The sequence below is a fragment of the Nocardia sp. NPDC003345 genome, assembly GCF_053589395.1.
Window position 1 is genome coordinate 1 of the sequence record NZ_JBSFRU010000052.1, and the last position, 26245, is coordinate 26245.

The following is a 26245-nucleotide window of genomic DNA, read 5'->3' on the forward strand; positions in this document are numbered from 1 at the left end:
CCTTTCAGCCCTCGAAGCGAGGCGGCGCAGCCGCGAGTCTCGAGGGCTGAAAGGCGACGCACAAGGGGGCCGAAACCCCGCGCCGACGAAGTCGGCGCCAAATCAAAAAGCCCTGCAGGATCTGATGTCGGTGGCGAGGATGGCGCGGGCGCCGAGATCGGCCAGCCGGTCCATCAGCTCGTTGCCCTTGCGCCGGGGCACCAGCGCCCGGACCGCGACCCAGTCCGGGTCGGCCAGCGGCGCCACGGTCGGTGACTCGAGTCCGGGCGTGAGCTTCGCCGCGGCGTCCAGCAGGCTCTTGGGGCAGTCGTAGTCCAGCATCAGGTACTGCTGAGCGAACACCACGCCCTTGACCCTGGCTATCAGCTGGTTACGGGAGCGGTCGCGCTGGTCGGAGTCGGATTGTTCGATCAGCACCGCCTCGGAATCGCAGAGCGACTCCCCGAACGCGACGAGGTTGTGCTGGCGCAGGGTCCGGCCGGAGCCGACCACATCGGCGATGGCGTCGGCCACGCCGAGCTGGATGGAGATCTCCACGGCTCCGTCGAGGCGGATGACCTCGGCCTGGATACCGCGCCGGGACAGGTCGGCGAGTACCAGGTTCGGGTAGGAGGTCGCGATCCGCTTGTCCTGCAGATCTTCCACCTTCCAGTCCTGGCCCTGTGGTGCGGCGTAGCGGAAGGTGGAGCCGCCGAATCCGAGCGAGAGCCGTTCCTGGACGGGGGCCCCGGAGTCCAGGGCGAGGTCGCGGCCGGTGATTCCGAGGTCGAGTTCGCCGGAGCCGACGTAGATGGCGATGTCCTTGGGCCGCAGAAAGAAGAATTCCACCTGGTTGGCCGGGTCCAGCACGGTCAGATCGCGGGAGTCGGTGCGTTTGCGATAGCCGGCCTCGGTGAGGATGGCGGTCGCGGATTCGGAGAGTGCGCCCTTGTTGGGAACTGCGACGCGCAGCATGGTTGGTCCTTTCGGAGTCGGGAAACGGTCGGGGCGTCTACAGATGTCGGTAGACGTCCTCCAGCCGCAGCCCGCGGCCCACCATCAGCACCTGCACCCAGTACAGCAGCTGGGAGATCTCCTCGGCGAGCGCGTCGTCGCCTTCGTGTTCGGCGGCCAGCCACACCTCACCGGCCTCCTCCAGCACCTTCTTGCCCTGGGTATGGACGCCCGCGTCCAGTGCGGCGACGGTGCCCGACCCTTCGGGTCGGGTGGCAGCGCGATCCTGGAGCTCGGCGAACAGGGCCTCGAAAGTCTTCACGGACGGTCATTGTTTCAGACCGTGTTCATGGCGCCGCCTCCGGCGTCGCGGGTCGGGGCGTCGGGGGCGGGGCCTTGTCGGACCCGATCATTCCGGCACGACTCCGCCGGGTGGGTACCACCTGTCATGGTGCCCACCCGGGCGGCGAACGCGGGAAGGGGTCAGGCCTCGGAGAGCAGCGCCTCCAGTTCGGCGACCGCGGTGCGCAGGTGGCCGGCGAAGGCGTGCATCTCGTCGGCCACGGCCGTCGGGGTGGCCAGATAGAGGTTCCACCGGTCGGGCAGCAGCACGTAGGCGACGCCGATGCACTTCGGGCTGGTGGAGCCGAACCCGAAGTACCGGATGTTCACCGACGGCGCCGAGCTGGTGCTCAGATAGTCGTCACGCATGATCGTCCAGCCCGGGCTGGAGTACAGCGGGATGGGATCGGTGACGCCCAGTTCGGCGCCGCGCCGCCGCTGGATCCATTCGAGTTCCCACAGGTGCTGTTCGGGCGCCTGGCCCGTCTGGCACTGTTTGGCCCGCGCCACATGCGCGCCGGCGGCCGCACGGGCCGCCGCCAGTTTGGCCGCGTCGCCGGCGGCCGGGTCGCACATGGTGTCGGCGAACGTGACCATCTCCGGGGTCACCACGCGCATGGCCTCGGTGCGGCCGTTGCGGTATTGCCGGGTGGCGATGGATTCGTAGGTGGCGCCGGTGAGGCCTTTGCTGCGCCGGTGCGCGAGCTGGTAGCTCAGCTGGGCGAAGGCGTCCGGTGAGATGCCGAGCTGTTTGGCGCGCGTGGTGCCGAAATCCTCGAACGACACGGTGAGCGTGGCGTTGTCCGCGGCGTACCGCGCGAATGCCTCGCCCGCCGCCACGACCGCGGCCCGCTGCCCGGCATCGAGCCGGAACTCGAGCTGTTCGGTCGGTGGCAGGCCCTGCCCGCGGGCACCCGAGCGCCGGGCGTGGTCGGCGACCGGGGTTTCCAGCAGGGTGTCGACGAAGGACAGGATGGTGGTGCCGTCCAGCCCGCAGTGTTCGACGTTGATACCGGCCTGACCGTCGGCGAAGACGATGAACGATACCGATTTGTCGAACCACCGGTTGGCACTGTCGCCGTGCAGCAGGGTATCGGAGGCGTGCTGTTCGTCGCGCGGGGTGAAATCCTCGAGGCAGACGCAGAACAGCGCGGTTTCGACGGTATCGAGGGTGGCCGCGTTCTCCGGATCGGCCAGCAGTTCGGCGCGGGCACGGGCCCAGTCGGCGCGGGCGGCCGTGGTCAGATGTCCCACGCCGGTCCCGGCGGGAGCCGGTTCGGTCGCCGATTTGAGGATCGCGCACAGGCCGCCCCGCAGATCCTCGAAGGCATAGGGGGTGCCGTCCGGGCCGAGTACGTCCATCCGGAAGATATTGCCGCGATGCAGGACCAGGATGTGGCGGGCGGTCGACGGACCCGGCCAGTCGTCGGTGTAGGGCACCCGCACGGTGTCCTGGTCGATTCCCGGGATGCGGGTTTCGGAGAACAGGTATTTGTTCTGCCACATGGACAGTTGCTGTCCCCGCTGGGTGACCGGCGGGACGAGCTCCTGATCGAGTGCCACCTTGTAGTCGACGGCCGCCGCGATGAGGGCCGCGCCACGCTCCGCCTGGTCGGCCGCGGTGGATGCCGCGAGCGCGGTGTCGTCCCGGAACAGGAAGAAGAAGTTGGCGTTCAGCGCGATCCGGTCCCGCCGGCCGAGGTACCGCGAGGGCCAGAACTGGTCCAGCCAGCTGCCCACCCCGGGGGTCTCGTCGTATTCGCGCAGGGCCTGGTTCAGCACCTGCCCGGCGCCGCCGGGCCGCAGCAGGTCGGCGACGGCCGCTTCGGTCGTGGCCATTTCCGCGGCGGTCAGCAGTGGTGCGCACCATTCGAGGAAACGCGCACCGCTGTCCTCCAGGGTCGGCAGTGGCACCCTGGGCAGGGTGTCTTCGGCGGCGAAGGTGGGTTCGGTCAAGTCGGTCTCTCCGGTTCGGTCGTTCTCACTCGGTGGTCGGTCAGGGCCCGGCGCGGTCACACGGTGGGACGGGGTGCCGAAAGCGGCCGGGAAACATAGAGATTCGCATACAGCCGGCCCTCGTCCTCGAGGCCGGTGGTCGCGATGCCCTGGGTGGCCAGCGTATCGAGCACCTGCTCGCGTTCGGCGTCCGACGCGAATCGGCGCTGGGCGAACTCGCCGGGCAGCCGTTCGGTGCGGTAGCCGAGGGCCTCGAGTTCCGCCTCGATTGTCGCGAAACCATACATGCGCAGTACGAAGTGGGCCATCCACGGCCGGCGCTCGGGGTGCGCGGTGGCGATCCGGGCGATCGTCTTCTCGGTCACATAGCCGATACAGCCGGTGGAGATCACCAGGTCGGCCGAGGCCAGGATCTCGCGTTGTTCGTCGCTGGGATCGGTGGCCTCGAGGTCGGCGTGCACGACCCCGTCGAGAAGTCCCGCGGCCCGCGCGTATTCCAGCGCCGGCGCCGAGGCGTCCATACCGAGGAAACGCACTCCGGGCAGCGCGTCCGCGCCGGCCAGGCGCGCGCGGTCACGGTCGATCAGATCCTGGGTGGTGGCCGCCGACCCGGCATAGGACCCGGTGAGGTCGGCCAGGGTGGTGTCCAGCCGCAGCAGTGCCGCGTTCACGCCGTAGGAGCAGCCGATATCGAGCACCGCCGGTGCCGTTCCGGTGGTGCGCCGGTATTCGGTGATCTGCGCGCGCAGATGCGGTTTCGCGAGCTCGGGGATGCGGTAGTCCAGCTCCGACATCCGCGCGTAGTAGTCGCGGGGGTCCGGTCTCGTGTAGATATCGTCGAAGGATGCTTTCCCGGTGGTGTGCAACGGCACGGGCACGCTGTGTTCCTCTCGGTCGCGCTGTACCTACTCGATCGGATCTCCGGTCAATCGAGTAGCCGGTCACCCCGGACGGCGTCGGCCGCCGCGAGGTGTTCCGGGAGCACCCGCCCGAAGAGCTGGCGGGTGCGTTCCACGGTGCCGATGACACCGGGCCGGTCGCTGTAGGCGAAGATCGCCGTATGCCGGGGGGTCTCGCCGCGCACGGGCGATACCCGGTGCAGTGAGAACCGGCCCTGGAACAACTGCAGATCGCCGGGGCGCAGTTCCAGCCGCCGTACGAGACGGTCGCCGGTCCCGGTGAGGACCGCGTGCACGTCCGCGAGATTCTCGGTATGCGGTGAGCGGATCCCCGGGCAGTACTCGAAGACGCCGCCGGATTCCGGGCTCGCCGTCAGCATGCTGACGGTGAATTCGTTGGTATCGAAATGCCAGGGATGGGAGTTTCCGGGAGCGACCACATTGAGCACGAGACCGGCCAGCGGGTCGGCGAATTCGTGTAGCTGCTCGTGTCCGAAGCAGTCGGAGAGGAAACGCTGGAACGCGGCATCGGTATAGAGCCGGTGGATCAGCGCGTCGGCCGGTATCCGGTCGCGGGGCACGAAGGCGTTACCCCGTTCGAAGATGATCCGGCCCGGATGATCCGCGGGCAGTTCGGTGTCCAGCGGGATGTTGTAGGCGTTGACCCGTTCGGTGCGGTAGTAGGCGTGCGGTGCCATCGCCTCGCCCTGGGCCCCGAGCAGGGCATGTAGCTCCGGCCGGATGAATTCGCGCAGGACGGTGCAGCCGTCCTCGGCCAGATCCGCGCGGGCCGCCGCGACCGCGTCGCGGCGCGCGGGCGCGCCGGGGTCGGCGATCGGGTAGCGGGAGGTATCGACGATCTCGTCCAAGGTCACCGTGGCGGCCATGACGACATTGTTATCGGAGCTGTCTGCGACACGCCCGGAGAATGCGGTACTCCACTGGTGAATCCGGTCACGGACCGATCGGTTTTATTGATTCGCAACAGCATTCGGGCGTCCGGATTGTCGATCTCCACCGACCCCGACCCGAAATACACCCCATGATCGGATGTTTCGGCGTTACCCCTGCGCCGTCCCCAGTGCCGGCGCCCCGGGAATCACCCGTGTGCGCGCTCCACGGCCACCGCGCCGTCCCCGGCCGCACGTCCGGCCGCCGCCAGCACGGCGTCGAGTTCGGCCCGGGTCAGCCCGTCCAGACCGTCCCGGTGCACCCGGGCCGGATGCTCGGGCACCGGAATCTCACACGGCACCACCAGCACCCCGCAGCCGGCCGCCGCGGCGGCCGCGACCCCGGTCGCGGAATCCTCGACGGCCACGCAGTCGCCGGGGTCCACACCGAGCAGTCGTGCCGCCCGCAGATAGACGCCGGGATCGGGTTTCCCGTGCGGTACCTCGTCACCGCAGACCGAGACGTCGAACCGGTGCCGGCCCAGGGTGTCGAGCGCCAGTTCGGTGAGCGACCGTTTGGTATTGGTCACCAGCGCGCAGGGCAGCCCGGTCGCACGCACCATATCCAGTGCCGCCGCCGCACCCGGCCGCCACGGGATCGGCCCGGTCATGAGCTCGGTGACCCGCCGTTCCAGGAACTCCCCCGCCGCCCGCACGGCCGCGGGCTCCGGATCGACGCCGAGTTCGGTGAACATGATCCGCAGCGCGTTCGCCCCGGAGGCTCCGATGAGCGCGTGCCGGATCTCCTGCGTCATCTCCCGGCCCAGTTCCCGGGCCAGTTCGTGAACGCCGATATCCCACAGCTTCTCCGAATCGAGCAGGGTGCCGTCCATATCCCAGAGAACTCCGGCGAGCCGGCGCATCCGCTCACACCACCTGAGAGGCGTTGATCAGCAACTGCCCGTTGCCGGGAACCATCTGGAAGGAGCGGTTCTCCGACTGCGTCGACCCGTCCCGCATGGTGTAGGTGACCGTAGCGACGACACTGTCGTTGCTCGAAGGCCGGACCGAACCGATACTCACCCCGCCGATGGTCGACCAGAAGGCCGAGTAATCGGAGAAGCCGCCCGTGGAGGCCTGATAGCCCGGGGTGAGCTGGGCCCACGCCGCCGACGGGTTTCCGGGCAGCAGACCGTAGTATCCGCGGACGGACTGCTCCATCCGGGCCGGGGTGGGCGGGCCGGATTCGGTGGTCGTGGTCGTCGTTGTCGTGGGTTGCGGACGGGTGGTTCCGGCGTCGCGTTCCGTGGTGCCGGTGACCGCCGGCGCGAGGGCCTGGCTGGTCTCCGGATCGCCGGCCGCCGGCCCGTTCGGTTCCCCACCCCCATTGGCCAGCACCAGACCGACCACCACTACCAGGATCAGGGCGGCCGCACCCGCCAGGATCGCGAGCTTCGTCCGGTTGCCCGAACCGCGGGACCCGGCCGGCGGTGGTACCCGCGGCGGGACCGGGGTGGCAGGCGGGACGCCACCGCCCGGAACGGGCGCGGCGGACGGGGTGCGGAACGCGGGGGCGGCCGGCGCCGGAGCGGCGGCCCGGGCGGGCGAACCGGCGGCATCGGCGGGCCGGCCGGTGTCCGGTGCGGCGGCCGCGTAGCCCGTCGGCAGGACCTTGGTGGCCGACGACGGCGCCGGAGCCGGCGCGGCGGCGGGTTGCGGTGCGCGCCCCGCGGCCACGTCCTCGAGCATGACGCGGGCCTCGTCCATCGTCGGCCGGGTCTCGGGCTCGGTCTCCAGCAGCCGCATCAGCACCGGGCCCAGTGCGCCCGCGTCGGCGGGCGGCTCCACCCGGCCGCCGGCGACCGCGTGCAGTACCGCCAGCGGGTTGTCGCCGTCGCCGAACGGCGGACGGCCGGTATGGGCGTGATAGAGGGTCGAACCCAGCGCGAAGACGTCGGAAGCCGATTTCGGTTCTTCCCCGCGCGCGACCTCGGGGGCCAGATAGGCGGGGGTGCCGGCGAGGAAACCGGTGGCGGTGACGGTCACATCCCCGGTGGCGCGCGAGATTCCGAAATCGGTGATCTTCACCGTACCGTCGTCGCCGACCAGCAGGTTCGCCGGTTTCACGTCCCGGTGCACGATTCCGGCGTCATGGGCCGCGGCCAGCGCCGCGGCCGCCTGGGCGCCGATCCGCGCCACCTCGAGCGGGCCCATGGTGCCGTCGAGGTTCAGACGGCTGGCCAGGCTGGGCGCGTTCATGTATTCCATGACGAGCCAGGGTTGTCCGTCCTCGTCCGCGACATCGAAGACGGAGATGGCGTTGGGGTGGTGCAGACGGGCGGCGATGCGGCCCTCACGCAGCGCGCGCTTCCGGGCCTCGGCGGTCTGCTGCTCGGTCAGATTCGGGCCGAGCAGCACCTGTTTGACCGCGACGGTGCGCTGCAACCGGATATCGAGCGCGCGCCACACGACACCCATCGCACCGGTGCCGATGGGATCCGTGAGCCGGTACCGTCCAGCGATCAGCCGATCCTTGGTCATGTGTTGTCGTGGCCCTTCTGCTCGCCGCCGAGTCGTCCAGCACTCCGCGCGTTCACAGGCGGCTGCCTACGGCTCCGCTCCGGTCCGGCGCCACCGGTCTCCGGACCGCGTCGTCCGGATTTCTGGTTCGGTGGGAACCTCGGCGGAAATTCCCGGAAATCCTACGCTGCGGTACCCGGAACCCGTGCGGGCAGTGCGCGATTGCCGAACCCGCGGAACCCCTACCACCTGCGTATATCGCATCTGAAGGGCAGTACCCGGTGACCGGCGCGATCAACTGGTGATCACAATCACACCGGCCCCGGGTTTAGCCCGGCTCAGACACTGAAGTATTTCGCCTCCGGATGCAACAGCACGAACGCGTCGGTCGACTGCTCGGGGTGCAGCTGCAGTTCCTCGGACAGGGTCACCCCGAGCCGTCCGGCGTCGAGCAGGTCCACCAGTTTCGCGCGGTCCTCCAGGTCCGGGCAGGCGCCGTAACCGAACGAGTAGCGCGCCCCGCGATACCCGAGTTTGAAGTACTCGGCGACCTCCGCCGGATCGGATTCGGCGATGGCGTGCCCGTCGAGGGTGAGTTCCTCCCGGATCCGGCGGTGCCAGTACTCGGCGAGCGCCTCGGTGAGCTGCACCCCGATCCCGTGTACCTCCAGATAGTCGCGGTAGTTGTCCGCGGCGAACAACTCGTTCGCGAAATCGGCGATCGGCTGTCCCATGGTCACCAGCTGGAACGGCAGTACATCCACCTGCCCGGTTTCCCGGGCGCGCTCGTGTGACCGCAGGAAGTCCGCGACGCACAGGAAACGATCGCGCTGCTGCCGCGGGAAGGTGAAGCGATACCGTACCGGCGCATCGGGTTCCGGTTCGGTGAGCACCAGCACGTCGTCGCCCTCGGAGACCGCCGGGAAGTAGCCGTACACCACCGCCGCGTGCTGCAGGACGCCTTCGGTGCTCAGCCGGTCCAGCCAGGCCCGCAACCGGGGCCGGCCGTCGGATTCCACCAGTTCCTCGTAGGAGGGTCCCTCGCCGCCGCGTTGTCCGCGCAGCCCCCACTGCCCCAGGAACAGTGCCCGCTCATCGAGCAGGCCGGAGTATTCGTGCACCGGCAGGCCCTTGATCACCCGGGTGCCCCAGAACGGCGGCACCGGAACCGGCACGTCGGCGGCCACGTCCGACCGCTCCGGTACCACCACCGGGGTCTCGGCGGCGCGCCGCTGTTCGGCGATGCGCTGCGAGCGTTCGTGGCGGGCCTTGCGTTCGGCGGCCTTCTGCCGGGCCGCGACCGCCTCCGGGCTGTCGGGATCGGGGCCCTCGCCGCGTTTGCGGGCCATGATCTCGTCCATCAGGCGCAGGCCCTCGAACGCGTCGCGTGCGTAGTGCACATCACCCTCGTAGACCTCGGTGAGATCGTTCTCCACGTAGGAGCGGGTGAGCGCGGCGCCACCCAGCAGTACCGGGAACTGATCGGCCATCCCGCGGGTGTTCAGCTCCTCCAGGTTCTCCTTCATCACCACGGTGGACTTCACCAGCAGCCCGGACATCCCGATCACATCGGCCTTCTTGTCCAGCGCGGCGTCGAGGATGGTCGCGATGGGCTGTTTGATACCGAGGTTCACGACCTCGTAGCCGTTGTTGGACAGGATGATGTCCACCAGGTTCTTGCCGATGTCGTGCACGTCGCCCTTGACCGTGGCCAGCACGACGCGACCTTTACCGCTGTCGTCGGTGGCCTCCATATGCGGTTCCAGATGGGCGACGGCGGCTTTCATCACCTCGGCCGACTGCAGCACGAACGGCAGCTGCATCTGACCGGAGCCGAACAGCTCACCCACGGTCTTCATCCCCGACAGCAGGGTCTCGTTGATGATCCGCAGCGGCGGCACCTGCCCCATGGCTTCGTCCAGATCGGTATCCATCCCGTTGCGCTCGCCGTCGACGATGCGCCGCTCCAGCCGCTCGAACAGCGGCAGCGCCGCCAGTTCGTCGGCGCGGGAGGCGCGGGAATCGGCGGCCGACACGCCCTCGAACAGCTGCATCAGTTTCTGCAGCGGGTCGTAGCCCTCGCGGCGGCGGTCATAGACCAGGTCCAGCGCGGTCTCGCGCTGTTCGTCCGGAATACGGCTGATGGGCAGGATCTTCGAGGCGTGCACGATGGCACTGTCCAGCCCGGCCTGCACGCATTCGTGCATGAAGACCGAGTTCAGCACCTGGCGGGCGGCCGGATTGAGGCCGAAGGAGATATTGGACAGGCCCAGTGTGGTCTGCACCCCGGGATGCCGGCGTTTGAGTTCCCGGATGGCCTCGATGGTCTCCAGGCCGTCGCGGCGCGACTCCTCCTGCCCGGTGCCGAGGGTGAAGGTGAGGGTGTCGATGATGATGCTGCCGACATCCAGACCCCAGTTGCCGGTGATATCGGCGATCAGCCGTTCGGCGATGGCGACCTTGTGCTCGGCGGTCCGGGCCTGCCCCTCCTCGTCGATGGTGAGCGCGACCACCGCGGCGCCGTGTTCGGCGACCAGGCCCATGGTCTGCTGGAAGCGTGAATCGGGGCCGTCGCCGTCCTCGTAGTTCACCGAGTTCACCGCGCAGCGCCCGCCGAGGTGTTCCAGCCCGGCACGCAGTACCGGCGTCTCGGTGGAGTCGAGCATGATGGGCAGGGTGGAGGCGGTGGCCAGGCGCGACGCCAGTTCCGACATATCGGCGGTGCCGTCGCGGCCCACGTAGTCGACGCACAGATCGAGCACATGGGCGCCGTCGCGGGTCTGGTCCTTGGCGATATCGAGGCATTTCGACCAGTCCTGGGCGAGCATCGCCTCGCGGAACGCCTTCGATCCGTTGGCGTTGGTGCGTTCGCCGATCATCAGCACGCTGGCGTCCTGCCGGAACGGCACCGCCGTATACATACTGGATACGCTCGGCTCGGGTTCGGGCGTACGGCGCTGCCCGACCGGTGCGAGGCCGGTCTCCACCTCGCGCACGGCCTCGGCGACCTGGCGGATATGTTCCGGGGTGGTGCCGCAGCAGCCGCCGACCAGGGCCAGGCCGTAGTCCGCGACGAACCCGCGCAACGCGGCGGCCAGCTCTTCGGGGGTGAGCGGATATTCCGCCCCGTTGGCGCCCAGCACCGGCAGGCCCGCGTTCGGCATCACCGACACCGGGATCCGGGCGTGCTGGGAGAGGTAGCGCAGGTGTTCGCTCATCTCGTCCGGGCCGGTGGCGCAGTTGAGGCCGATCAGGTCGATACCCAGCGGTTCGAGCGCGGTCAGGGCCGCGCCGATCTCACTGCCCACCAGCATGGTGCCGGTGGTCTCCACGGTGACGTGGGTGATGATCGGAATCCGCCGCCCGGCGCGCTCCATCGCCGTCCGGGTGCCGTTGATCGCGGCCTTCACCTGCAGCAGGTCCTGGCAGGTCTCGATGAGCACGGCATCGGCGCCGCCGTCGAGCATGCCCAGCGCGGCCTCGGTATAGGCATCGCGCAGGCTGACGTAGGGCGCGTGGCCGAGGGTGGGGAGTTTGGTACCCGGCCCCATCGAACCCAGGACGTAGCGCGGCACGCCGTCGGCACCCGGGCCCATCTCGTCGGCGACCTCCCGGGCCAGCCGGGTGCCCTTCTCCGAGAGGTCACGGATGCGGTCGGCGATATCGTAATCGGCGAGATTGGGCAGGTTGCAGCCGAAGGTGTTGGTTTCCACGGCGTCGGCACCGGCCTCGAAATAGGCCCGGTGGATATGCCGCAACACCTCGGGACGGGTGTCGTTGAGGATCTCGTTGCACCCCTCCAGGCCACGGAAATCGTCGAGCGTGAGATCCACGGCCTGCAACATGGTGCCCATGGCGCCGTCGCCGATCACGACACGCCGGCTCAGGGTATCGAGCAGCGTGGTGTCGAACTCGGCGGAGCGGGAGGCAGACATGGATTCCAGAGTAGTGGGCGGCCCCACGACGCCGTCGCCCCGCCGGACCCCCTGTGCGGGCGGCCACAGCGACTGCCCACCTCACCGGGGCCCTTGCGACAGGCGCGACGGTACCGATACTGCGCGCCGGTTGCCACCCGCCCCGTAGGCTGGCAGGGGTGAGCTCGAGTGAATCTCCGGTGGATCGGGAAATGCCCGCACTGCGCGACCCGGTGCTCGTTGCCGCCTTCGAGGGCTGGAACGACGCCGGTGACGCCGCCAGCGGTGCGGTGGAGCATCTGGAGTTGATCTGGGATGCGCGGCCGCTGGCCGAGCTCGATTCCGAGGACTACTACGACTACCAGGTCAACCGCCCGATGGTGCGGCAGGTGGAGGGTGTCACCCGGGAGATCGTCTGGCCGGCGACCACGCTGTCGGTGTGCTCCCCGCCCGGCAGCGATCGCGATGTGGTGCTGCTGCGCGGTATCGAACCGAATATGCGGTGGCGGCGATTCTGCGCGGATCTGCTGGAGTTCATCGATCAGCTCGGTGTGCAGACGGTGGTCATCCTGGGGGCGTTGCTGGCCGATACCCCGCACACCCGCCCGGTGCCGGTGACCGGTTCGGCCTACAGCAAAGAGGCCGCCGAACGGTTCGACCTCGAGCAGACCCGTTACGAGGGCCCCACCGGGATCACCGGGGTACTGCAGGACGAATGCGTGAAGGCCGGTATCCCGGCGGTGTCGTTCTGGGCGGCGGTCCCGCACTACGTCTCGCAGCCGCCCAACCCGAAGGCGACCATCGCGCTGCTGCACCGGGTCGAGGAGGTTCTCGATATCGAGGTGCCGATGCGCGAACTGCCGCAGCAGGCCGAGGAATGGGAATCGACGGTGAACGAGATGACCGTCGCCGACGAGGAGATCGCCGAGTACGTGCGGTCGCTCGAAGAGCGCGGCGACGCCGCGATCGATGTGAACGAGGCCATGGCCAAGATCGACGGGGATGCCATCGCGGCCGAGTTCGAGAAGTATCTGCGCAGACGAGGACCCGGCGGCTTCGGTCGCTGAGGGGGAACGCCGAGCCGCCGGGTCCTCGGTTCAGCCGGCCACCGACCAGATACGGGCGGCGGCGTCACTGGCCAGTTTCGCGATGAGCAACTCGCGAGGAATCGTCTGGCCGGTGAGGTGATCGAGCGAGGGAACCACCACATGGTGGGCATCCGCTCGCAGGAGTTCCCGGGTCAGTTCTGCGAACGCTGTGCCGTCGCCCGCATGTGATTCATGGAAGGTCGCGGCGAAACACAGTCCTTGGGCATCGGCCAGGTCGCGTAGCGCGGCCTCCATATCGTCACCGTCGCCCGCGGCCAGATCGTCGCGTAAATACCCGTATACCAACGCTTCCACCCGAACCTCCTGAATCCTTCCCCACACGGGGGCGGGGAACCATTTCCTGCTCCGGGATCTCCTCCCCGCATTCGCGGGGGTGTTGCTTGAACCGGCAAGCAGCCGGTTCGATTCGAGGATGACCGAATGCCGACAAGGGCAAAAGAGGTCATGCGGGGGACATCTGGATGCCCTATACGGTCCACCGGGAGTTTGCTGGTGCAATACTGGCGGCGTGACTGCTGCTGAAGATCGTCCGCTGTGGGCCGTCCGGATGCGCTCGGAACGCGATGCGCGTGGGTGGTCACAAGCGGATGCCGTACGCGCGCTACGCGCCAAATCGTCCCACAACCTGCCGACCGACAGCACCCTGCTACGGAATTGGCGCCGTTGGGAATCGGGCGAATCCCGTCCCGACGAGTTCTACGCGCCGCTCATCGCCTCCGCCTTCGACTCCGTCGCCGCCGCGTTCTTCCCCAAGGCCCGTCCCAGCCGTGACGACGAATTGCTCACCGCCACCGGGATGGACACGCTCGAGTTCATGGGACGGCTACGGATGTCCGATGTTTCGGCCGCCACCCTCGACGCCGTCCGGATCACCGCTCAACGGCTGTGCTGCGACTACTCCTCCACCGACGCGCACGCGCTCCATCACGAGGCCTCCGGCTGGCTGCGCCGGATCGCCGCCCTGCTCGACAGCCGGCTCACCCTGGCCCAGCACAAGGAGGTGCTGGAACTGGCGGGCTGGGTCGCCCTGCTGCTGGGCTGCCTGGACTACGACCTGGGCCGGCGCAGCGGCGCCGAGGCCACCCGGCGGGCCGCCCGGTCGCTGGGCCAGGAGGCCGGACATGCCGAGATCATCGGCTGGAGTTCGGAGTTGGCGGCCTGGTTCGCGCTCACCCAGGGCAACCATCGCGGGGTGATCCAGGCGGCCGAGGCGGTACCGCCGGAATGCGCCGCCAGCGGGGTCGGGGTGCAGCTGGCCGCACAGCGCGCGAAAGCGTGGGCCCGGCTGGGTGATCGCGATGCCGTCGAGACCGCGCTCACCGAGGGGCGGCTGCTGATGGAACGCCTCGGCCACCCCGAGGACCTGGAGAACCATTTCGTGGTGGACCCGCAGAAGTTCGATTTCTACGCCATGGATTGCTGCCGGGTGGTCGGCGACGACGCGCAGGCCGAGCATTTCGCCCGGGCGGTACTGGCCGATTCCACCACCCTCGACGGCACCGTCCGCAACCCGATGCGGGTCGCCGAGGCTCATCTCACCCTGGCCATGGTGGCCGCTCGCGCCCGCGATGTGGAACAGGCCGTGGCCGAGGGCTTGCGGGCCTTCGGCGCCAAACGGCGGTCGCTGCCCTCGCTGCTGTGCATCGGCAGCGAGGTGGCGCAGGAACTGGTGACCCATTTCCCCGGCGACCCGCGCACCCGGGAATACCTCGAAGAGCTGCGCTCACTGTCCGGAGTCTGAGCGCCCCCGGCACCGCCCGCGTCTCAGCGATGGGCGGCGTCGGGAATCCGGGGCGGGCACGCGGCGCCGGGCAGGGCCACCAGCTCGAAATGCCACCACTCGTTGTCGAAGGTCCGGCACAGACCCCAGCGGTTGCCGTTCGTCTCCAGCCAGGCCGCTCCCTCACGCGGAGCGATATCGACGGCCTTACCGGTGACGTGGGTCGATTCCTCCGGGGGTAGCACCCAGCGCCGGGTCTCCTCCGGCGTTCCGTAGGTGCGCAGCCCGTCCTCCCACATGACCCGCTGCTCCTCGGGCGAGCGGTAGCCGGAATTGATCGACATCGGCACCCCCTGCGCGTGGGCCTCCTGCTCGGCCATGGTGTAGGCCAGGGCCAGCAGCGGATCGAGGCCCTCGGTGCCCGCCGCCGCCACCTCCGTGAGCGGCGGCATGGGAAAGGCCTGCGCGGGCGCCGCGGCACCGGGTGCGGCGACCGGCACCGTCCCGATCGCCGCCGCGGCCACGATCGCGCCGGTCACACCGAGACGTCGAGGGAGGACGCGCAGGGAGTCGATCATGGCGCCGATCCTATCGGCGCCGCCCTCCGGCCTGTACCGAAATCTATCCTGAGCTGCATAAACGTGATCCCGCAGTGGCGTCTCCGTCACCTATCGGGCGACTCGGTTCGAGCAGTCGTTCGCGGCGCGGCACGGCGACCGCGAACGCAGACACGCAGGTACCCACCCCCGGGTGCCACCCCGCACCGCGGGCATGCCCAGCGGTCAGCGGACCGCGCGCAACCGCCCGAACGTCTGCATCAGCACATGGCTGAGATTGATCACCACCAGACCCGCACCGGCGTCGAAGGCGGCGGCCGCCCGCTCTTCGGTCGAGACGATCTCCAGCCGGACCCGCCCGTGACCGGCGACCGTCACGTGGACTTTCTCCACCTCGGTCAGCACGGCGGGGTCGGCCGGGCCCGTCGCGCCCATGGATACCGCGAGATCGGCCGGGCCGACCATGACCCCGTCGATTCCGGGTACCGCGACGATCCCGGCGGTATTGCGGCAGCCCGCGGTGGATTCGACCATGGCGATGACGAGGGTGTCCCGGGCGTCGGCCGCGAGATGCTCGGCCGCGGCGGTGGTCCCGTAGCGACCCGCCCGGCCATAGGTCGCGAACCCGCGGTCGCCCACCGGTGGATAGCGCGCGGCGTGCACCGCGGCCGCCGCCTGCGCCGCGTCGTCCACATGCGGGACGACCACCCCGGTTGCCCCGTGATCGAGTACACGCTGGATGAGGGCGGGCTCGTTCTGGCCCACTCGCACCAGTACTTCCATCCCGTACACCTGCGCGGCGGCGATATGCTGCCGCAGCGGGATCAGATCGGCGGGACCGTGTTCGCAGTCGATCAGGACATAGTCGAAACCCGCCACCCCCACCATCTCGACCAGTTCCTCGGCCGGCATCCGGACCAAGGCCCCGAGCAGCCGCTCCCCGGCGGCCAGGCGCCGTTTCACCGACGGCATCAGCGCGCGACCATTCCGGCCGACAGGTCGATATCGGCGGCGCAGAGCCCGGGCATGGCCAGCATCGCGAGCACGGCGCGGGCCACCTCGTCCTCGGTGACCATCCGCCCGAGCGCGGCGCGGGAGACGAACGCCTGTTCCGCTTCCTCGTAGCTGGTACCGGTGCGCTCGGCCTCGAGCCGGAAATTGCGGTGCATCCGGGCGCTGTCCACCGGTCCCGGCGACAGCGAGTTCACATTCACGCCCAGCGGCCCGACCTCGGCCGCCAGGGTGGTGGTCAGCCCGATCACCGCCATCTTGGAGGCGCAGTACGGAGTGCGGCGGGCGAGCGGACGCTTCCCGGAAACCGAGGCGAGGTTGATGACGTCGCCTCGGCCCGCCGCCACCATCGCCGGCAGGAACGCCCGGCACAACAGGTAGACACCGCGAACGTTGACCGCGAACACATCGTCCCATTCGTCCGGGGCGATCTCGGTCAGCGGAGCGACCGGTCCCGGTACACCCGCATTGTTGACCAGGATCGATACCTCCTCGTCGGCCAGTTCGGCGGCGAGAGCGGCAACCGATTCGGGCGAGGCGACATCGCATACCGCGGCGCGGATCGCGCCGGGACGGCGGGCCGCGACCCGGTCCAGTTTCTCCCGGTCCCGCCCGACCGCGATCACCCGCGCCCCGGCTCGGGCCAGCGCGTCGGCGATAGCCGCGCCGAGGCCGCTACCGCCGCCGGTCACCAGCGCAGTGCGTCCGGAGACGGAATCACCGGTGCACCCCGGCCCGCTCACCGCGTCGCTCACGCGTCCACCCCGGCGTATACGTCCGACGCCCACGGCAGTGCCGCGCCGGCGTACTTCGCGGCCCGTACATCACCGGAGCGCGCATGCCCCTCGAACAATTCGACCCGGGCGGCCCGCCCGCACACCTCGCCCAGTTGCGCACTCGACGTCCGGTCGACGACCTCGGAGTAGGTGACCGTCTTGAGGTACTTCCCCACCCACAGACCACCGGTATAGCGCGCGGAGCCACGGGTCGGCAGGACGTGATTGGTCCCGATCACCTTGTCGCCGTAGGAAACACAGGTGCCCTCACCGAGGAACAGCCCGCCGTAGTTCGTCATCTTCTCGAGCGCCACGCGCGGTTCGCGGGTGAGCACCTCGACGTGCTCGCTCGCATAGGTGTCGGCGAGCGCGTAGGCCTCGTCCAGGGAGTCGACCACGATGATCTCACCGTGGTCGCGCCAGGCGGGCGCGGCGAAATCGGCCGTCGGCATCTCCGGCAGCAACTTCTCGATATGGTCGATGACCCGCCGGCCCACGCTCTCCGAGGTCGTGATGAGCACGGCCGGGGAATCGGGCCCGTGCTCGGCCTGGGACAGCAGATCCACCGCGACCACGAACGGATCGGCCTCGTCGTCGGCGATCACCAGGATCTCCGTCGGGCCCGCGAACAGGTCGATCCCCACCTCGCCGAACAACTGCCGTTTGGCCTCGGCGACATAGGCGTTACCGGGACCGGCGAGCAGATCGACCCGGTCGATGGTCTCGGTGCCGCGGGCCAGCGCCCCGATGGCCTGCACCCCGCCCAGCAGGTAGATCTCGTCGGCGCCGGCCAGATGCATGGCCGCGACGGTGGCGGCGGGGATCTCCCCGCGGATGGGCGGGGTGCAGGCGGCCACGCTGGGCACCCCGGCGACCTTCGCGGTCACGATGGTCATATGGGCCGACGCGGTCAGCGGGTAGCGGCCGCCGGGAACGTACGCGCCGATCCGGTTGATCGGGATGTGCTTCTGTCCCAGATGGACTCCCGGCAGGGTCTCGACCTCGAAATCGGTGAGCGAATCCCGCTGGTGCTGCGCGAAGGTCCGCACCTGCCGCTGCACGAACTCGATGTCCTCGACGACCTGGGCGGGCAGCGAGGCGATGATCTCCTCGATCTGCGGGAGCGAGAGCCGGAATGATTCCGGGCTCCACTTGTCGAACTGCTCGGAGTACTTGCGCACGGCGGCATCGCCGCCGATCCGGATGTCTTCGAGGATCGCGGTGACACGTTCGCCGACCTCGGTGCGATCCTGCCGGACCACCTCCGCGGGGACCGGCTTCTTCAGAACTACGGGCATATCGACTCCTGTGCGGTGCTTCGGTACCGGGCGACGGCGGGCAGCCAGTCACCCAGAAGTTCGGAAATTCGGTGCGGCACTTCCCGGGTGCACAGATGACCGGCGCCGGCGATCGTCTCGAAGCGGGAACCTTCGATCGCGCCGGCGATGGTGCGGTGGTATTCGCGGGGGCAGAGAGCGTCGTCGTCGGCGGAGACGACGAGCGCCGGGCAGTGGACGGCGCCGAGGAACGGCACCGAGTCGAACCGGTCCGCCTGGGCACGCAACTGGGCCTGGAAGCGGGCGGGCCCGATCCGCAGCGCCATCGCGACGAAGTCCGGCACCAGCGCCGCGGTGCCGGGCCGGTCGGCGAACATGGTGGGTGCGATGACCTCGCGCACCACGGTTTCGAATTCACCACGCGTGGTCCGGAACACCATATCGTGCCAGGAGCGGTACTGGGTGGCGGTCGGCGCGTGCGGGTTCGTCGATATCGCGCAGAACCCGAGAATCCGTTCCGGCGCGCGGCGCAGTACCTCGAAGCCCGCGATCGCCCCCAGGCTCAGCCCGGCCAGGACGAACGGGCCGTCCACGGCGTCGAGCACCTGGTCGGCCATACCGGAGATGGACGGCGCGTCGATCGCGGCGTGCACGGCACGGTACCCGCGGCCGGGATCGACGCCGTCCCACAGCCGGGCGTCACACAGCATCCCGGGCACGAAAACGACGGGAATATCGCCCGGCATCCCCGCGCCTCCGGCTCCGTTCATGTCAGCGCCTCCGGCTCCGCTCATTTCAGCGCCTCCGGCTCCGCTCATTTCAGCGCCTCCGGCGCGGCACCAGCGCGTACGGCGCGAGGTAGCCGTTGTGATCGAGCGCGTCACCGGCGTCGGCCGCGGCCTTGACCACTTCGTCGTCCCAGGTCAGCCGGACCCGGCCGTCCCCACTGTTGACCACCAGCAGCAGCGCGGTCGCCTCGCCCGCGTTCCGGATGGACCGGTAGGCGCCGGCCGGGACCGACAACATGTCCCAGGGACCGAGCCGAACCGTGCGGGCGTCGACTCCCCGGTTGACGGTGACCTCCCATTCGCCGTCCTTGACCATCAGCACCTGCCGCTCGGAGTGGCGGTGCGCGGACACCCCGGTACCCGGTTCGGCGCGCAGCCAGGCGATGTTGTGGCCGTGGGGGTTGTGGATCCGCGGTTCCTGGGCGACATCCTCGGTCATGCCGTAGCCGATCACCAGGCCGAGTTCCACCCCGCCGCCGGGCAGGGCGGAGTCGAGCAGGGCGCGCCGCGACCACTGGATGTTCTCCGGGGTCGCGATCCGTGCCTGCATCTGCTCGACGGTGAAGGGCCGCAGTGCGGCGATCTGTTCGTCGCTGATGGGTTCGGTCAGTTCGACACCCTCCGGGACCTCGTCCCCGGCGACGGTGTCGATGAGCTTGTTGTCCGCGGTGAGGTACAGACCGTGCCCCTTGGCGTCCTCGAGGACCGACGGCCCCCAGATGATGCCGCCGGTATCGTCCATGCCGAGTGCGGTGAACAGGATGCCGTCGTCGGGGCCGATATTGGTGAACCCGCGGAAGATCCAGGTGGGAATGGAGGCGATCTCACCCTCGCGCAACACCAGTTCGCCCTGCTCGCCCCGGGCGCCCCAGCGCAGCAGGTATTCACCGCGGAAGCAGAGGAAGACCTCGGCGGTGAAGTGCAGGTGCAGATTGTTGGTGACCCCGTTGGGCATCGCGGCGGCGCCGATCTGGAACCCGTGCGGTTCGCGCACGTTGACCACCTGACCGGCGCTCTGGCTCACGCCGCGCCCGATCATCGAGTAGTTCTCCTTGCGGTCCGAACCGGGCGTCCGGCAATCGATGAACGCCTGGTTGCAGGACACGAAGTCGCTGCGCCGGATGGTGTACCGGTCGAGGTCCGCGGCGGTGACGGTGACTTCGGAAGACATCTGACCCTCTCTGGCGACGGGCGCCGCGGCCGCGGCGGGCGGGCGGCGTATCCACGATGGGCGGCGATCGGGCACGGCACCGACGCCGTCCCGGACGCTGGAATTCATACGTATGCATCGTGCCGGAACTGGGACTTGATGTCAACGGCGCACCCCGTCGAACCCTCGTCCACACCCCGATTCACCCGACCGACCGGGCCATTCGCCGAATCCACCGGCCCGCGCCGACCCACGAACCGCAGCAGGTGGAGCCGGCCGGGAAATCCACTACGATTCGTATTCACACCACCGGAACGGTTCCGGTGGTGGCCGCCGCCCGGCGAGCGCACACCCGACCAGGGGGATCCATGCCGATCACGAGCCGCGACGTCGCACGATTGGCGGGCGTCTCGCAGCCGACCGTCTCGCGCGCCCTGCGCGGCGATCCCCGGGTCGCCGCGGAAACCCGCGCCCGGGTCCAGGAGGCCGTCGAGGCCCTGGGTTACGTCCCCAGCGAGGCCGGGCGCAGCCTGGTCACCCGCCGGACCAAGCGGATCGGCATCGTGGTCAGCGATCTCACCAACCCGTTCTACCCACATCTGCTCGGCCCGCTGCACGACGAACTCGAGCAGCACTCCTACCGGATGATGGTGTTCACCGAACGGTCGGACAACCAGGTCCCGCTGGAACAGCTGGTGGACGGTTCCATCGACGGCGCGGTCCTGCTGACCAGCAATCTCGACTCCCTGCTGCCCGGTGAACTGCAGCGCCGCCGGCTACCCTTCGTCTTCCTCAATCGCGAGAGCTCCCCACACACCGCCGACGCCGCGGTGGTGGACAACGAGCTCGGCGGCCGGCTGGCGGCCGCGCATCTCACCGACGCGGGCCACCGGCGGATCGCCGGCATCTTCGGCCCCGGCACCACCAGCACCGGCCGCGATCGGGAACTCGGGTTCCGGGCCGCGCTCGCCGAATCCGGTATCGCCCTGCCCGGCGGTTTCACCCGCCACGGCCCCTTCGAATTCGAGACCGGCTATCGCGCGATGCTCGAACTCCTCGACGCCGACCCCCGCCCCACGGCGGTGTTCTGCGGTAACGATGTGGTGGCGATCGGGGCGCTCAACGCGGCCCTGGCCAGGGGCGTTAGCATTCCCGGGGACCTCAGCCTGATCGGTTTCGACAATATCCCGATGGCCGAATGGGAGGCGTTCCGCCTGACGACGGTCGGCCACGACCTCGACGCGATGGCCGCGGCCGCCGCGCGCCTGCTCGTCGAGCGGCTGGAGAACAAGAACGGCGAAGGCCGGCCACAGCGGGTCGTCATGACCCCGCAGCTGGTCGAACGGGCGACGGTCGCCGGGCCCGCGTCCTGAAGGCAGCCGGGGCCGAAACGCCCTGTGCATACGTATCATTTCCGGCCGGATGCCCGCTCGAGGTGGGCGCGCAGCCCGCGATGAGTGGTCCCACCTGCACATAATCGAATGACACGCCCGAGATGACCGCTTCGTAAAACGCTCATGCCGATCCGAAGCACCCTCTTGTCATTCTGGAATACATACGCATACACTCACCGGACATTGAGAGCCGCGTTACATCTCGCCGCCTCGCCTCCCTCTCCCCCGTCCGGTGGGATCACAATCCGAAGGAGTTCAGAGTGAAGCCGAGCAGCCCGCATCGGGCCGAGTCCGCCGCCCGGCCCGGCACCCCCGCCTCCTGCCCACCTCGGCTCCGGGCCCGCCGGTGACGGCCACCACCGAGCGCCCGGCGCGCCGCGGCCATTCCGCCTGGCGCCGGATCGGTGTCCCCTACGCCCACCTCGCCCCCGCCCTGGTGGCCATCGTGCTCACCACGATCTACCCGCTCGGCGTCGCCCTGGTGAACAGCTTCCGGCACTGGCGGGTGAACGAGACCCGCGAACCCCAGCAGTTCGTCGGCCTGGACCAGTACACGAAGGCCCTCACCGACGACACCTTCCACAACGCCGTCTGGGTGACGCTGCTGTTCACCGTCATGTCGGTGGCGCTGTCGGTCGGCCTGGGCCTGGTGATGGCCCTGATCCTGAACAAGGCGACCTGGCTCAACGGCCTCACCAAGGCCCTGCTGATCCTGCCGTTCGCCATCGCGCCCGCGCTCAAGGGCTACTCCTGGCGCTTCATGTTCAACCCCGACTACGGCGTCTACGACAATATGCTCGACACCCTGCTGCCGTTCACCCGCGATATCAACTGGCTGGGTGAACCGTTCTGGGCGCTGGTCGTGGTCACCCTCAGCGAGATCTGGGGCTGGGCTCCACTCATCGCGCTGATGTTCCTGGGCGGGCTCGGCTCGATCTCACCGGAGATCCGCGATGCCGCCCGCGTCGACGGCGCCAACCCGTGGCAGGAGTTCTGGCGGATCAAGTTCCCGCTGCTGCGCCCGCTCATCCTGATCGTGGTGTTCCTCAAAGCGGTGTGGTCGGTGAAGATGTTCGACCAGGTCGTCACCACCACCGGCGGCGGTCCCGGCCGGGCCACCGAAACCCTGAACTTCTTCGCCTACGAGCAGGGCTTCACCTTCCTCGATATCGGCTACGCCTCCGCGGTCTCGTGGATCCTCGTCATCGTTCTGGGCGTGCTCGCCACCGGCTATCTGATCCTCATGGGTCGGCAGGAGCAGAAATGACCGACACACTCGACGCCGTCACCACGGCCGCGCCGGCCGCCCGGCGGACCAACCGGCACGCGCCTTCTCCACTCCACCGGGCCGGGAGCCTGCTGCGCGCGGCGGGCACCCTGCTGATCCTGTTCTTCGTGATGTTCCCGATCCTGTGGCTGACGCTCACCGCGTTCAAACCGGATCAGGAGGTCTTCTCGACGTCGGTGCTGTTCCGGCCGTCGCTGGACAACTTCCGGGCGATCGTCGGCGGCCAGAACGATCTGGTGCATCCGATGTGGAACAGCGTGATCGTCGCCGTGGTGACCACGGTGATCGCGGTCCCGCTGTCGATGCTGGCCGCCTACGGTTTCTCCCGCTACAAGTTCCCCGGCGCCAAACCGATCCTGCTGGGGATCGTCGCGACCCAGTTCATCCCCGGCGTCGCGATCGCCCTGCCCTTCCTCACCATGTACCGCGACCTGGGCCTGCTCGACACCCACCTCGCGCTGATCGTCACCAACCTCGCCATCGTGGTGCCCTACAACACCTGGTTGCTCAAGGGCTTCGTCGACGGCCTGCCCATCGAGATCGAGGAGGCCGGCCGGCTCGACGGCTGCGGTCAGCTCACCCTGCTGTGGCGGGTGGTGACCCCGCTGGCCGCGCCCGGGATCTTCGTGGGTGTCGTGTTCTCGTTCCTGCTGGCATGGAACGAGTTTCTCTTCCCGACCTTCCTGGCACGCAGCAACGCGGTCACCCTGCCCGTCTCGCTGATGACGCTGGACCAGCCCGACGGCGTGCTGTGGGGGCAGATGGCAGCGGCCGGCCTGCTGGTGATGGTGCCCATGATCGTCCTGGCGACGCTGGTGCGTAAGCATTTCGCGCAGGGCATGACCCTAGGAGCAGTCAAGTGAGGCTTCTTTCCGGACGACCCGGCAGGACCCGGCGCAGACGCGGCGTTCTCGCCCTGGCATTCGCGACGGCCGTCGCGGTACTGGCCGGCGGCTGCACCGGCGCACCGGAGACCAAGAGCCTGATGGACCAGGTCGCGGACGCACCGGTCGGCGCGGACGGCCTGCTCGAGGGCAAACCCTACGACGGCACCACCATCCGCCTGCTCACCTGCTGCGCGACCGTGCCGCAGTTCGCCGCCCTGCACCAGCGCACCGCGGAGTTCACCGAGCGCACCGGGATCGAGGTGGAGTGGTCGAATATCCCGTATGCGGCCTATCTGCAGAAGATCGTGGCGGAGAGCGCCATCGGCGGCGGCACCTACGACGCGCTGATCTGGCCGGACGCCTGGGGCCCGTCGCTGAAGATCGGCGTGCAGCCGCTGACCGAGGTCATGGCCGCGCACAGCGTGACCATGGACGATTTCTCCGGTCCCTTCAAGGAGGCCGCCGGTGCCGGGGAACCCGGGCAGACCTACGGTATGCCGATCCGCGGTTTCTCCTACAACCTGTTCTACCGCAAGGACATCTACGCGAAGCTCGGCCTGAAACCGCCCACGACCTGGGACGAGTACTACCGCCAGCTGGAGACGATCAAGAAGTCGACGCCCGAGTATCCGCTGGCCGGCCAGTTCAACCGGCGTAACGGACAGAACCTGAACACCTGGTTGTCCATGCTGTGGAGCAACGGCGCGGAACTTCTCGACGCGGACGGGAAACCGGCGTTCGACACTCCGGCCGGAGTGGCTGCGACCGAGAAATACCTGGAATCGTTCCAGGCCGGTTACAGCCCGCCGGAATCGTCGAACTGGGGCGAACTGGAATCCACCAAGGCCTTCCAGAACGGCGATGCCGCCACGGTGTTCACCTGGTCCTGGCATCTGGAGGATTTCGTGAACCCGACGAAGGCGGCTCCCGAACTCGCCGGAAACGTGGGCGTGGCACCGATGCCGGCCTTCCCGGGGCACGATCCGCACAGCTACGCCTACACCTGGCTGTCCGGGGTCATGAACACCTCGGACAATCAGGGCGCGGCCTGGGAGTACGTGAAGTGGCTGACCCACGCCTCCACCGAACGCGCCATCGCACTGGACAAATCGTCACCGGCGACCGACACCGGTATCACCATGCACGATTCGAACATGCTCGATCCCGAGGTCAACGCCGCCAACAACGGCCTGCCCGGGATCCAGTACCAGGCGTTGCAATCCGCCCGCGCGATCCCGATGGACCTGGACTGGCCGCGCATCATGGACGTCCTGGCGGTGGCGATCAGCAATATGGCCAACGGCTCCGATATCCGCGCCCAGCTCACCGATGCCGCGCGCCGGATCGACGAACTCGACTGAGCGACCACGAATCGCGATTCCACGAAAGCCGAAATCATGACTCTGAAAGACAGTGCCTTCCTGCCCTACTCCGATCCGGAGGAGTTCATCGTCGAATGGACCGATCGCATCTGGGTGCAGCGCGGCGTCGGACTGATCCGGGAGAACTACGCCCCGGACGCCATCGTGCACGGCGCCTACGGCACCGGTGTCGGCGTCGAACCGGTGGTCGCCTCCACCCTCGCCAAGATCAGCGCCTTTCCGGATCGGGTGGGGCAGGCCGAGGACGTGGTGTGGGAGGCCCGCGGTGACGACGCGTTCCTGAGTTCGCACCGCATCCTCAGCAGCGGCACCAATTCCAAGCACACCGTCTACGGCCCGCCCACCCATCGCCGGTTCTCGCATCGCACCATCGCCAACTGCCTGTACCGCAACGGCGTCATGGAGGAGGAATGGGTGATCCGCGACGAGCTCGCGGTGGTGCAGGATCTCGGCCTCGACCCGTTCGAGGTGGCGCGGACGCTGGCCTTCCGCGGTTTCACCGGTTCGGCCACCCGAGAGAAGGCGGTGCAGCCGCTGGCCGCCGGCGATTCGGGCGCACGACCCGGCACGCATCGCGACGAATGCGCGTTCGTGCTGGATATGTTCGACACCGTCTTGGGGCAGGCCATGTTCCAGCGCATCGACGACTACATCGCCCGCGATATCACCTGCCATACGGTCGGCAACCGCACCGTCACCCGGCCGCGCAACTACCAGGAATCGTGGCTGGATCTGCTGGCACCGTTCCCGGACGCCCGGATCGAGGTCCGCGATATCGTCGCCAACGATTCCGCCCCGCACGGCGGCATCCGGGTCGGTGTCGTCTGGTGGCTCACCGGTACGTATTCGGGCCTGCCGGTTTTCGGGCCCGCCACCGGTTCCCGGGTCGAGATCCTCGGCTCTTCGCAATTCCGCCTCCGCGACGGCCGCATCGTCGAGGAATGGCGGGTCTACGACCAGCTCGCCACCCTGGCCCAGATCGCCCGCGCCCGCGGCGACGAACCCGCCGCGCCGGCGGCCGATTCTCCTTCGGAAAGGCACTGATATGGCAGAAGTCCGTTACGAGAAGGCGACCCGGCGCTACTCCGGGTCCGAGACCGCCGCGGTGGACGCTCTCGATCTCGATATCGCCGACGGCGAATTCCTGGTGCTGGTCGGGCCTTCGGGCTCGGGCAAGACCACCGCGCTGCGGATGCTGGCCGGGCTCGAGGACGTGGACGAGGGGTCGATCTCCATCGGCGACCGCGATGTGACCAACGTAGCGCCCAAGGAACGCGATATCGCCATGGTGTTCCAGTCCTACGCGCTGTATCCGCATATGACGGTCGGCGACAACATGGGTTTCGCGCTGAAACTCAAGGGCGTACCGAAGGATGTCGTCCGGCAGAAGGTCGCCGAGGCGGCGCATATGCTCGATCTCACCCGGTTCCTCGACCGCAAACCCAAGGCACT

23 protein-coding genes are annotated in these 26245 nt (G+C 68.8%); 8 read left to right on the forward strand and 15 right to left on the reverse strand.

Annotation, left to right across the window (positions count from 1 at the left end; translation table 11 throughout):
• Window positions 1-102 precede the first annotated feature (102 nt).
• The 8 genes from hisG to metH form a co-directional block, all read right to left on the reverse strand.
• Complete coding sequence (gene hisG / locus ACWDU1_RS09055) at window positions 103-954, reverse strand: ATP phosphoribosyltransferase (protein WP_449996953.1); 852 nt, start codon at window positions 952-954, stop codon at window positions 103-105.
• 37 nt (window positions 955-991) lie between these two features.
• Window positions 992-1255, reverse strand: coding sequence for a phosphoribosyl-ATP diphosphatase (locus tag ACWDU1_RS09060; protein WP_357426558.1), 264 nt, complete (start codon window positions 1253-1255; stop codon window positions 992-994).
• A gap of 161 nt (window positions 1256-1416) precedes the next feature.
• Window positions 1417-3231, reverse strand: a complete 1815-nt coding sequence (locus ACWDU1_RS09065) for a choline/carnitine O-acyltransferase (protein WP_449996954.1) — start codon at window positions 3229-3231, stop codon at window positions 1417-1419.
• Window positions 3232-3287: 56 nt separating this feature from the next.
• Window positions 3288-4109 (reverse strand): class I SAM-dependent methyltransferase, encoded by an 822-nt coding sequence (locus ACWDU1_RS09070; RefSeq protein ID WP_449996955.1) that lies wholly within the window; start codon window positions 4107-4109, stop codon window positions 3288-3290.
• Window positions 4110-4156: 47 nt separating this feature from the next.
• Complete coding sequence (locus tag ACWDU1_RS09075) at window positions 4157-5017, reverse strand: HalD/BesD family halogenase (protein WP_449996957.1); 861 nt, start codon at window positions 5015-5017, stop codon at window positions 4157-4159.
• Between the two features lie 212 nt (window positions 5018-5229).
• Entirely contained in the window at window positions 5230-5943 is a 714-nt protein-coding gene (locus ACWDU1_RS09080) for an HAD family hydrolase (RefSeq protein WP_449996959.1), read from the reverse strand.
• Window positions 5944-5947: 4 nt separating this feature from the next.
• The gene (locus ACWDU1_RS09085) at window positions 5948-7561 is read right to left on the reverse strand and encodes a serine/threonine-protein kinase (RefSeq protein WP_449996960.1); all 1614 of its coding nucleotides are present in this window, start codon (window positions 7559-7561) and stop codon (window positions 5948-5950) included.
• Window positions 7562-7878: 317 nt separating this feature from the next.
• Entirely contained in the window at window positions 7879-11475 is a 3597-nt protein-coding gene (gene metH / locus ACWDU1_RS09090) for a methionine synthase (RefSeq protein ID WP_449996961.1), read from the reverse strand.
• Between the two features lie 158 nt (window positions 11476-11633).
• Here metH and ACWDU1_RS09095 point away from each other — a divergent pair, with 158 nt between their 5' ends.
• Window positions 11634-12521, forward strand: coding sequence for a PAC2 family protein (locus tag ACWDU1_RS09095; protein WP_449996963.1), 888 nt, complete (start codon window positions 11634-11636; stop codon window positions 12519-12521).
• Window positions 12522-12551: 30 nt separating this feature from the next.
• On the opposite strand, the gene ACWDU1_RS09100 is transcribed toward ACWDU1_RS09095, so the two are convergent.
• On the reverse strand, window positions 12552-12857 hold the full coding sequence (locus tag ACWDU1_RS09100) for a hypothetical protein (RefSeq protein WP_357426573.1): 306 nt from the start codon (window positions 12855-12857) through the stop codon (window positions 12552-12554).
• Window positions 12858-13071: 214 nt separating this feature from the next.
• Between ACWDU1_RS09100 and ACWDU1_RS09105 the strand changes: the two genes are divergently transcribed.
• Window positions 13072-14304: an XRE family transcriptional regulator gene (locus ACWDU1_RS09105; RefSeq protein WP_449996964.1), complete on the forward strand. Its 1233-nt coding sequence runs from the start codon at window positions 13072-13074 to the stop codon at window positions 14302-14304.
• 23 nt (window positions 14305-14327) lie between these two features.
• Here ACWDU1_RS09105 and ACWDU1_RS09110 read toward each other — a convergent pair whose 3' ends face one another.
• The 6 genes from ACWDU1_RS09110 to ACWDU1_RS09135 all read right to left on the reverse strand — a co-directional run bounded on the left by ACWDU1_RS09110 (window position 14328) and on the right by ACWDU1_RS09135 (window position 19863).
• Window positions 14328-14861: a M15 family metallopeptidase gene (locus ACWDU1_RS09110; protein ID WP_449996966.1), complete on the reverse strand. Its 534-nt coding sequence runs from the start codon at window positions 14859-14861 to the stop codon at window positions 14328-14330.
• 204 nt (window positions 14862-15065) lie between these two features.
• Window positions 15066-15812, reverse strand: a complete 747-nt coding sequence (locus ACWDU1_RS09115) for an HpcH/HpaI aldolase family protein (RefSeq protein WP_449996968.1) — start codon at window positions 15810-15812, stop codon at window positions 15066-15068.
• Window positions 15812-16606 (reverse strand): SDR family NAD(P)-dependent oxidoreductase, encoded by a 795-nt coding sequence (locus ACWDU1_RS09120; protein WP_449996969.1) that lies wholly within the window; start codon window positions 16604-16606, stop codon window positions 15812-15814. The genes ACWDU1_RS09115 and ACWDU1_RS09120 overlap by 1 nt, the downstream gene beginning before the upstream one ends.
• Window positions 16603-17925, reverse strand: a complete 1323-nt coding sequence (gene hisD / locus ACWDU1_RS09125; protein ID WP_449996971.1) for a histidinol dehydrogenase — start codon at window positions 17923-17925, stop codon at window positions 16603-16605. Before hisD ends, ACWDU1_RS09120 begins: the two co-directional genes overlap by 4 nt.
• Window positions 17916-18674, reverse strand: coding sequence for an alpha/beta fold hydrolase (locus ACWDU1_RS09130; protein ID WP_449996972.1), 759 nt, complete (start codon window positions 18672-18674; stop codon window positions 17916-17918). Before ACWDU1_RS09130 ends, hisD begins: the two co-directional genes overlap by 10 nt.
• A gap of 49 nt (window positions 18675-18723) precedes the next feature.
• Entirely contained in the window at window positions 18724-19863 is a 1140-nt protein-coding gene (locus ACWDU1_RS09135; protein WP_449996974.1) for a cupin domain-containing protein, read from the reverse strand.
• Window positions 19864-20210: 347 nt separating this feature from the next.
• Between ACWDU1_RS09135 and ACWDU1_RS09140 the strand changes: the two genes are divergently transcribed.
• The 6 genes from ACWDU1_RS09140 to ACWDU1_RS09165 form a co-directional block, all read left to right on the forward strand.
• On the forward strand, window positions 20211-21215 hold the full coding sequence (locus ACWDU1_RS09140) for a LacI family DNA-binding transcriptional regulator (RefSeq protein WP_449996976.1): 1005 nt from the start codon (window positions 20211-20213) through the stop codon (window positions 21213-21215).
• 367 nt (window positions 21216-21582) lie between these two features.
• The gene (locus tag ACWDU1_RS09145; protein WP_449996978.1) at window positions 21583-22503 is read left to right on the forward strand and encodes a carbohydrate ABC transporter permease; all 921 of its coding nucleotides are present in this window, start codon (window positions 21583-21585) and stop codon (window positions 22501-22503) included.
• Entirely contained in the window at window positions 22500-23387 is an 888-nt protein-coding gene (locus tag ACWDU1_RS09150) for a carbohydrate ABC transporter permease (protein ID WP_449996980.1), read from the forward strand. Before ACWDU1_RS09145 ends, ACWDU1_RS09150 begins: the two co-directional genes overlap by 4 nt.
• Window positions 23384-24772 (forward strand): ABC transporter substrate-binding protein, encoded by a 1389-nt coding sequence (locus tag ACWDU1_RS09155; protein ID WP_449996982.1) that lies wholly within the window; start codon window positions 23384-23386, stop codon window positions 24770-24772. Before ACWDU1_RS09150 ends, ACWDU1_RS09155 begins: the two co-directional genes overlap by 4 nt.
• 36 nt (window positions 24773-24808) lie before the next feature.
• Complete coding sequence (locus ACWDU1_RS09160; protein WP_449996984.1) at window positions 24809-25837, forward strand: ester cyclase; 1029 nt, start codon at window positions 24809-24811, stop codon at window positions 25835-25837.
• A gap of 1 nt (window position 25838) precedes the next feature.
• On the forward strand, window positions 25839-26245 hold a 407-nt coding region (locus ACWDU1_RS09165; protein ID WP_449996985.1), incomplete at its 3' end, for an ABC transporter ATP-binding protein.

Coding starts and splice junctions, on each gene's coding strand:
- ACWDU1_RS09150 (WP_449996980.1), top strand. CDS start 22,500: ATGACCGACACACTCGACGCCGTCACCACGGCCGCGCCGGCCGCCCGG.
- ACWDU1_RS09075 (WP_449996957.1), bottom strand. CDS start 5,017: ATGGCCGCCACGGTGACCTTGGACGAGATCGTCGATACCTCCCGCTAC.
- ACWDU1_RS09160 (WP_449996984.1), top strand. CDS start 24,809: ATGACTCTGAAAGACAGTGCCTTCCTGCCCTACTCCGATCCGGAGGAG.
- ACWDU1_RS09130 (WP_449996972.1), bottom strand. CDS start 18,674: ATGAACGGAGCCGGAGGCGCGGGGATGCCGGGCGATATTCCCGTCGTT.
- ACWDU1_RS09110 (WP_449996966.1), bottom strand. CDS start 14,861: ATGATCGACTCCCTGCGCGTCCTCCCTCGACGTCTCGGTGTGACCGGC.
- ACWDU1_RS09085 (WP_449996960.1), bottom strand. CDS start 7,561: ATGACCAAGGATCGGCTGATCGCTGGACGGTACCGGCTCACGGATCCC.
- metH (WP_449996961.1), bottom strand. CDS start 11,475: ATGTCTGCCTCCCGCTCCGCCGAGTTCGACACCACGCTGCTCGATACC.
- ACWDU1_RS09115 (WP_449996968.1), bottom strand. CDS start 15,812: ATGCCGTCGGTGAAACGGCGCCTGGCCGCCGGGGAGCGGCTGCTCGGG.
- hisG (WP_449996953.1), bottom strand. CDS start 954: ATGCTGCGCGTCGCAGTTCCCAACAAGGGCGCACTCTCCGAATCCGCG.
- ACWDU1_RS09140 (WP_449996976.1), top strand. CDS start 20,211: ATGCCGATCACGAGCCGCGACGTCGCACGATTGGCGGGCGTCTCGCAG.
- ACWDU1_RS09135 (WP_449996974.1), bottom strand. CDS start 19,863: ATGTCTTCCGAAGTCACCGTCACCGCCGCGGACCTCGACCGGTACACC.
- hisD (WP_449996971.1), bottom strand. CDS start 17,925: ATGCCCGTAGTTCTGAAGAAGCCGGTCCCCGCGGAGGTGGTCCGGCAG.
- ACWDU1_RS09080 (WP_449996959.1), bottom strand. CDS start 5,943: ATGCGCCGGCTCGCCGGAGTTCTCTGGGATATGGACGGCACCCTGCTC.